This window comes from Cryobacterium sp. MP_3.1, assembly GCF_035984795.1.
Classification (GTDB): Bacteria; Actinomycetota; Actinomycetes; order Actinomycetales; family Microbacteriaceae; genus Cryobacterium; species Cryobacterium zongtaii.
Window position 1 is genome coordinate 22,483 of the sequence record NZ_JAXCHV010000039.1, and the last position, 7,517, is coordinate 29,999.

Here is a 7,517-nt window from a genome sequence, read left to right on the forward strand (position 1 = left end):
CGAAAAGTAACTCTATCCCACTCCGGGGCGACCAGCCAAATTGAGCGGTGGGTGTGTCGCGAGCGGGCCGAGAAGTTCCCGGTTTATCGCCACCGCGGCGCGAGCTCCCTCTCCGGCCGAGACCAGCAGTTGCTCCGGGCCGGGCGGGGTGGTGTCCCCCGCGGCGTAGAGTCCGGGCACCGAGGTACGGCCCTGGGCATCGACGACGAGCAGGCCGGCGGCATCCGTTGTCGGGGTCAGCGACGCAGCGAACGTGGCGGCGGCCTCGTACTTGGGGCGCACGAACCCACCCTCTCTGGCCACGAACTCGCCGTCGGCGACCTGGATGCCGGTCATGGCTCCCCGCTCCCCCACCACGTCGCTGAGTGGGCGGCGGTCGACGCGGATGCCGCGCGCAGCCAGTGCGGCCTCGTCGGCGTCGGTGACCTGGCCGACACCGTTGGTGAAGACGATCAGGTCGTCGGTCCACTGCGAGATGAGCAGAGCGTGTTCGGCGAGGTCGTCGGTCTCGCCGATCAGGGCCAGGGCCCGGTCGGCCTCTTCGTAACCGTCGCAGGCAATACAACTGTGCAGGTTGGTGCCGTACCAGGCGCGAATGCTCGGCAGCGCCGGCAGCGTCTCGGCCAGGCCCGTGGCGATGAGCACGGTGCGCGCGGTGACCACGCGGTTCTTCTCGCCACGCATGCCCTTGGTGGACACGGTGAAGCGGGCGGCGGCGGCGGCGGGCAACTGCTCGACGGAACGCACCAGACCCATGTGGAACTCGGCGGCCGGGTAGGCCTCGTACTCCTCGCGGCCGATGCGGCGCAGCTCCAGCGGCGGCACACCGTCGCGGGTGATGAAGCCGTGCGACCGCAGGGTGGCGGAGTGCCGGGGCCGGTTGCTGTCGATCATCAGGGTGCGGCGGCGGGCGCGCACGAGGTTGAGCCCCGCGGCCAGGCCCGCCGGGCCGGCACCGATGATGACGACGTCATACAGCGCCTCAGCGGTACCGGCAGCGGTATCGCTGCCGGTACCGGCGCTCAGCAGACCGTCCGAGCTCATGACACCAGGGTCGCCGATAGCCGATCCAGGCGGGCCAGCGAGTCGGCCCGGCCGAGGATCTCCATGGATTCGAAGAGCGGCGGCGAGATCTTGCGACCCGACACGGCCACCCGCAGGGGTCCGAAGGCCACCCGGGGCTTGAGGCCGAGACCCTCGATCAGGGTGTCCGCGAGGGTCGTGTGCAGCAGCTCGTGCTTCCATTCCGCTTCGGGAATGTTCCGGAGGGCATCCGTGGCGGCCGTGAGGATCTCGGCGGCGTTCTGCGGAAGCGACTTGAGAGCATCCGGCTGGTAGTCGAGCTTGTCGGCGCTCTCGAACAGGAAGCCGAGCATGTCGGGCGTCTCACCGAGCAGGGCGATGCGCTCCTGCACAAGCGGGGCAGCAGCGGTGAGGATGGCCTGCTCGTCGTTGCTGAGCGGCTCGGTGACGATGCCTGCGTGCACCAGGTACGGCACGACGCGGGCGGCGAAGTCGGCGGGTTCGAGCAGACGGATGTGGTCGCCGTTCAGCGATTCGGCCTTCTTGAGGTCGAACCGGGCGGGGTTCGGGTTCACGTCGACGACGTCGAATGCGGCGATCATCTCGTCGATGGAGAACACGTCGCGGTCGTGGGTCAGCGACCAGCCCAGCAGGGACAGATAGTTCACCAGGCCCTCGGGGATGAAGCCGCGTTCGCGGTGCAAGAACAGGTTCGACTCCGGGTCGCGCTTGGAGAGCTTCTTGTTCTTGTCACCCATCACGTAGGGCAGGTGGCCGAAACGCGGCACGAAGGTGGTCAGGCCGATGTCGATCAGCGCGTGATACAGCGCGATCTGGCGGGGCGTGGAGGACAGCAGATCTTCGCCGCGCAGCACGTGGGTGACACCCATCAGGGCGTCGTCGACGGGGTTCACGAACGGGTAGAGCGGATGCCCGTTGGGGCGCACCACGACGAAGTCACTGAACGAGCCGGCCGGGAAGGTGATCTCGCCGCGGACCAGGTCGTCGAAGGAGAGCTCGGTGTCCGGCACCTTGAGGCGGAGCGCGGGCTCGCGGCCCTCGGCGCGGAAGGCGGCCTTCTGGGCGTCGGTGAGGTCGCGTTCGTAGTTGTCGTAACCGAGCTTGGCGTCGCGGCCGAGCTTGATGTTGCGCTCGGCGATCTCCTCGCCGGTGGCGAAGCTCTCGTAGATATGGCCGGACTCGATGAGCTTGGCGATCACGTCACGGTAGATGTCGTAGCGCTGAGACTGGCGGTACGGCTCGTGGGGCCCGCCGGCCTCCACGCCCTCGTCCCAGTCCAGGCGCAGCCAACGCATGGCGTCCAGGAGCTGGGTGAAGCTCTCCTCGCTGTCGCGGGCGGCGTCGGTGTCCTCCACGCGGAAGATGAACTTGCCCCCGTTGTGCCGGGCGTAGGCCCAGTTGAACAGGGCCGTACGGATCAAGCCGACGTGCGGCGTTCCGGTGGGCGAGGGGCAGAACCGCACGCGCACATCAGTGCCGGTTGCGGTCGAGAACGGGTGCGCTGTTGTAGTAGACATACGACATTCATCCTACCGAGCGAGCGCCGGGCCCGGGGGGTGTTCACGGTCTGCCCCCACGAGTGACCAGGGCGCCGCGTCGATCTCGCCGATGGCCCGGATGGTGGCAGCCACGGCCGGAATCGACTCCGCGCCCTCCGTTCCCACCAGGTGAATCGTGCGGAAGTCGCCGCCCGCGGTCGGCCGGGCGACGATCCCGGCCGGCAGCGGCGACGCGGCGATGGCCAGGGCGGGCACCAGCGCCACCCCCAGGCCCGCCGCGACCATGCCGAACACCGCCACGACGTTGTCGGTCTCGTAGGAGATGCTGGGGCTGAAGCCGCTGCGGGTGGCGAGGTCGAGCAGGTGCGCCCGGCAGCGCGGGCAGCCGCCGATCCACTGGTCATCGGCCAGCAGGGCCAGGTCGATGCGGTCGCGGCCGGCCAGGGGGTGCTCGCGGGGCACAACCACGAGCATCTCGTCGCGCCAGAGCGGCACGACGGTGAGGCCCTGGGCGCTCTGCCGGTGCGGGTCGGCCTGGTCGCCCGTGTAGCTGAAGGTGATCGCGAGGTCGGCGGCCTGGTCGCGCACGGCCCGCACGGCCTCCGGCGGTTCGGCCTCGAGGTAGTTCAGCTGCACACCGGGGTGACGCTGGGAGAGGCCGCGCAGCACCGTGGGGATCACCGTGGCCGAGGCGGAGGGGAAGGCGGCGAGGGTCACCCGGCCGCTCCGCAGGCCGGCCAGGTCGCTGAGTTCGCCCGCCGCGGCATCCAGCGCCTGGGTCACGGTAGCCGCGTGCCGGGCCAGGATGCGGCCGGCCTCGGTGAGCCGCACGCCGCGGCCGGCCTTGGTCACCAGCGGCATGCCCAGGCGGGCCTCGAGCCGTTTGAGGTGCTGGCTCACGGCCGGCTGGCTGTAGCCCAGCGACCGGGCCGCCGCGGTGATCGAGCCCAGCTCGTTGATGCGGTGCACTATGCGCAGCGCATGGGAATCTACGTCGAGTGCACGGTGAAGATTTTCGGGCATGCCCAAATCATAACCACTAGTTATCTGATTGATCGAGGACTGGGCGTTGCCGAATGGATCGAAGGGGGCAACGCTGGATGGATGCGATCCACCGTTCCGTCCACTGTTCCGTCCGTAGCCCCGGCTCCCGCCCCGACCATGCCCCAGGTGCGGGCCGCCTACGCCCCCACGAGCACGCGCTACCTGGCCGCGTGCACCTCGGGACTGCCCACCCTGGGCACGGTGCGGGCCCTGCGCGAGGACGCCGACATCTGGGGCAGCGGCCTGGCCTCCCCCGCGCACTACCAGGCCGAAATCGACCGGGCCCGGGCTCTCTACGCCGGGCTGGTCGGGGTGGGTACCGACCGGGTGGCGATCGGGTCGCAGGCGTCGGTGATGGCAGCAGTGCTGGCCGCATCCGTGCCAGAGGGGCGCGAGGTCGTCTGCGTCGACGGGGACTTCACGTCGATGGTCTTTCCGTTCCTGCAGCAGGAGCACCGCGGGATCACGGTACGCCACGTTCCGGTGGCCCAGCTCGCCGCCTCGCTCACCGAGCGCACCTGGCTGGTCGCCTTCTCGCTGGTGCAGTCCGGCACCGGTGTGATCGCGGATGCGCCGGCCATCCGGGCGGCCGCAGCCGCGGTGGGTGCATTCACCCTCTGCGACACAACACAGGCCACCGGCTGGCTGCCCGTAAACGCCGGCGACTTCGATGCCACCATCTGCCACGCCTACAAGTGGTTGGGTGCACCGCGGGGCGCGGCCTTCCTCACCGTGCTGCCCGCGCTGGCCGAGGTGCTGCGCCCGGTGCAGGCAGGTTGGTTCGCGGGCGACGACCCGTGGGCATCCTGCTACGGCCCGACCATGACCCTGGCGACGGACGCCCGACGCTTCGACGTGTCACCGGCCTGGCCGGCCTGGGTGGGCACCCGGGTGGCTCTCGAGTTCTTCGGCTCACTCGACTCGGCCGCCGTGTACGCCCACGACACCGGTCTGGGCAATGCGCTCTGCGCCGGACTGGGGCTGGCCGAGAACAACCAGGCCATCGTCACCTGGGCCGATCCCGCCGGAACCGACCTGACCCGACTCACCACCGCCGGCATTACCGCGTCCGGCCGGGCGGGCCGCGCCCGTGTGGCCTTCCACGTCTGGAACGACGCCACCGACGTGGCTGCCGTTCTGGCAGCCCTGGGCCGCTAGCCTCGCACGAAAGCGGCCCTGTGGTCGCCTCGGGATGGTGAGGCGACCACAGGACCGCTTTCGCGAAACTGCCTGGTACGGGTAAGCGGTGCTACTTCTGGGCGGCCACCGCGTCGATGATTGCACCGGCGAGCTTCACCGAGGAAGCCGGGTTCTGGCCGGTGTAGAGGTTGCGGTCGATCTCGATGTGCTCGGCGAACGAGGCACCCTCGACGAAGTCGGCGCCGAGCTCGACCAGGCGCGCCTGCACGAGCCACTTGGCCTTCGGGGCGAGGCCGCCCAGGGCCTCTTCGGCGTCGGTGAAGCCGGTCATGCGGTAGGCCAGGAACGGCCAGGTGCCGTCAGCGGCCGTGGCGGCCAGAAGTGCGGCCGGGGCGTGGCAGAGCACACCGAGAATCCGGCCGGATGCGATGGTGTCCGTCATGATCTGGCCGCTGGTCGTGTCGACCGCGAGGTCTTCCATGGGGCCGTGTCCACCGGGGTAGAAGACCACGTCGTAGTCGGCGGCAGTGACGTCGTCGATCGAGGCCGGGCTCTTCAGCGCGGGGATCGAGTCGAGATAGCTGCGGAGTTCGGTGGAGCGTTCTTCTCCTCCGGTGGCCCCGGCGGCCAGGCTGCCCTCGTCGACGGTGGGCGCGACGCCCTTCGGGGTGGAGATGGTGATCGACCAGCCGGCCTCGGTGAAGAGGCGGTGCGGCTCGGCGAGCTCCTCGGCCCAGTACCCGGTGGGGTGCAGGGTGCCGTCGTTGAGGGTCCAGTGGTCAGCGGCACTGACGACAAAAAGTACGGAAGTCATGTTTCTCCTAGATCGAATTCAGTGAATCGGGTGCGGCGGTCGAGGATTAGTGGGCGGCCGCGGTGGAGTCAGAGGTCTTGACCACCATCTTGCCGGTGTTCTCTCCACGAAGCATGCCCAGGAACGCATCGACCGAGTTCTCGATGCCCTCGACGACGGTCTCGTCGAAGACGATGTCGCCGGCCGTGAACCAGGCGCCCATCTGCTCGGTGAAGGCCGGGAAGTGCTGCAGGTAGTTGCCCACGGTGAAGCCCGTGAGGGTGAGCCCGCGGGTGACGATGTTGACCATGTTCTGCACGCCGGTGGGGCCATCGGTGCGGTTCATCTGCGAGATGGCGCCGCAGAGTGCGGCGCGGCCGCCATCCTTGAAGGCACCGAGTGCGGCGCTCAGGTGGTCGCCGCCGACGTTGTCGAAGTACACGTCGATGCCCTCGGGGGCGGCTTCGGCCAGTTGGGTGGCGAGGTCGCCGGTCTTGTAGTTGAAGGCCGCGTCGAAGCCGTACTTCTCGGTGAGCAGGGCCACCTTCTCGTCGGTGCCGGCGGAGCCGATCACGCGAGCGTCACCCTTGAGGCGAGCGATCTGGCCGACCATGCTGCCCACGGCACCGGCTGCGCCGGAGACGAAGACGGTGTCGCCTGCCTTGAACTTGGCCACCTCGAGCAGGCCCACGTAGGCGGTGAGCGCGGTCATGCCCAGCACGCCCAGGTACGCCGACGACGGCACGTTGGGGATCTCGGGAACGACGCGGAAGCCCGCGGCATCCTCCTGCACGACATCGCGCCAGCCGTACTGGTGCACAACGAGGCTGCCGACGGGCACGGACTCCGCGGCCGACTCGACAACGTGGCCGACGGCGCCGCCGCCCATGGTCTCCCCGAGCACGAAGGGCGGAATGTAGGACTTCACGTCGTTCATGCGGCCGCGCATGTAGGGGTCGACGGAGATGAAGTCATTGACAACGCGCACCTGGCCCGCCGCCAGGTCGGGCAGGTCGATGACCGCGGTGCTGAAGTCCGCTGCGGTGGGCCAACCGGTGGGCCGGGCGGCGAGCTGAATCTGAGTGCTGGTGGCTGTCGTCATGACAAGAGTCCTTACTGTTCGCGATCGGTGCCGGGGGCGTCCCTGTTCTCAACGGATGGTTTTCTGCACCGATCGTTTTACTATAGCTGGGCTATCGTTTATAGTGAAACGAGCGGTACAGAACATTCACAGCAACACCGCTCGTAATACCCACGGACCAGACGTCCGCGGACGGAAGGCAGACAGCTCATGGGACGGCTCCAGACGTTCGACAGCACCACGGTCGTGCAATCCGCCCGCGACGTCTTCTGGGACCGCGGCTACGACGGCGCATCCCTGGCCGACCTCGAGACGGCGACGGGTGTAAACCGGTCGAGCCTGTACCACGCGTTCGGCAGCAAACGTGGACTCTTCGACGCCGCCGTCGCCGACTACCGCGACACCGTCATCCGACCGCGCCTGCGCGGCCTGCAAGCGGATGGTGCCGGCCGCCAGGAGCTGCTGGCCTACTTCGACGAACTGCGGGAGGCCGTGGCGACGCTGCCACTGGACTCCCCCCGACGGGGCTGCCTCCTGGTCAACTGCGCAACGGGTCTGGCCACGCACGACGAGCCCGCCCGGGAGGTCGTCGAGGCGTACCGCACCGAGTTGGCCGCCGCACTTCGCAACGCCCTCGCCGGCGGACCGGCCGAAAACACCGACGAGCGGGTGCGAACCCTCGCGTCGCTCTCGATGAGCGCGATGCTGCTCGCGAGGGTCAATGCCGCCGAGTCGGCCGCTCTTCTCTCCACGGCCGCCGACCAGGTCCGCGCCTGGTTCCCGCTCTAACTGTTCCCCGTCCGGACAATTGCGCCCGGTGCGCCGGGGGTGGATTCAACCGGTCGATGCAACACTGCCGTTTTCTAGGTCCGAGAGTAGCTGATGGAGGGCCTCTCTCGGGGTGGCTGCGTCGAGT

7 protein-coding genes are annotated in these 7,517 nt (G+C 69.0%); 2 read left to right on the forward strand and 5 right to left on the reverse strand.

The features are described 5' to 3' along the window. Nucleotides 1-12: 12 nt before the first annotated feature. From RCH12_RS16915 to RCH12_RS16925, 3 genes are read right to left on the reverse strand one after another with little or no spacing between them, the layout of a single operon-like run. Nucleotides 13-1,044, reverse strand: a complete 1,032-nt coding sequence (locus tag RCH12_RS16915) for an NAD(P)/FAD-dependent oxidoreductase (RefSeq protein WP_327017646.1) — start codon at nt 1,042-1,044, stop codon at nt 13-15. Further along, nucleotides 1,041-2,561: a glutamate--tRNA ligase gene (gene gltX, locus RCH12_RS16920; RefSeq protein ID WP_103429693.1), complete on the reverse strand. Its 1,521-nt coding sequence runs from the start codon at nt 2,559-2,561 to the stop codon at nt 1,041-1,043. The genes RCH12_RS16915 and gltX overlap by 4 nt, the downstream gene beginning before the upstream one ends. A 12-nt stretch (nt 2,562-2,573) precedes the next feature. Continuing rightward, nucleotides 2,574-3,566, reverse strand: a complete 993-nt coding sequence (locus RCH12_RS16925) for a LysR family transcriptional regulator (protein ID WP_327017647.1) — start codon at nt 3,564-3,566, stop codon at nt 2,574-2,576. 81 nt (nt 3,567-3,647) lie between these two features. Between RCH12_RS16925 and RCH12_RS16930 the strand changes: the two genes are divergently transcribed. After that, entirely contained in the window at nt 3,648-4,745 is a 1,098-nt protein-coding gene (locus tag RCH12_RS16930) for an aminotransferase class V-fold PLP-dependent enzyme (RefSeq protein ID WP_327017648.1), read from the forward strand. A gap of 91 nt (nt 4,746-4,836) precedes the next feature. Here the strand turns inward: RCH12_RS16930 and RCH12_RS16935 are convergent, their stop codons facing one another. Continuing rightward, entirely contained in the window at nt 4,837-5,541 is a 705-nt protein-coding gene (locus tag RCH12_RS16935; protein WP_327017649.1) for a type 1 glutamine amidotransferase domain-containing protein, read from the reverse strand. A gap of 46 nt (nt 5,542-5,587) precedes the next feature. Next, nucleotides 5,588-6,622 (reverse strand): NADP-dependent oxidoreductase, encoded by a 1,035-nt coding sequence (locus tag RCH12_RS16940; protein ID WP_327017650.1) that lies wholly within the window; start codon nt 6,620-6,622, stop codon nt 5,588-5,590. Between the two features lie 189 nt (nt 6,623-6,811). Between RCH12_RS16940 and RCH12_RS16945 the strand changes: the two genes are divergently transcribed. Continuing rightward, nucleotides 6,812-7,390 (forward strand): TetR/AcrR family transcriptional regulator, encoded by a 579-nt coding sequence (locus tag RCH12_RS16945; RefSeq protein WP_088456647.1) that lies wholly within the window; start codon nt 6,812-6,814, stop codon nt 7,388-7,390. Nucleotides 7,391-7,517 lie beyond the last annotated feature (127 nt).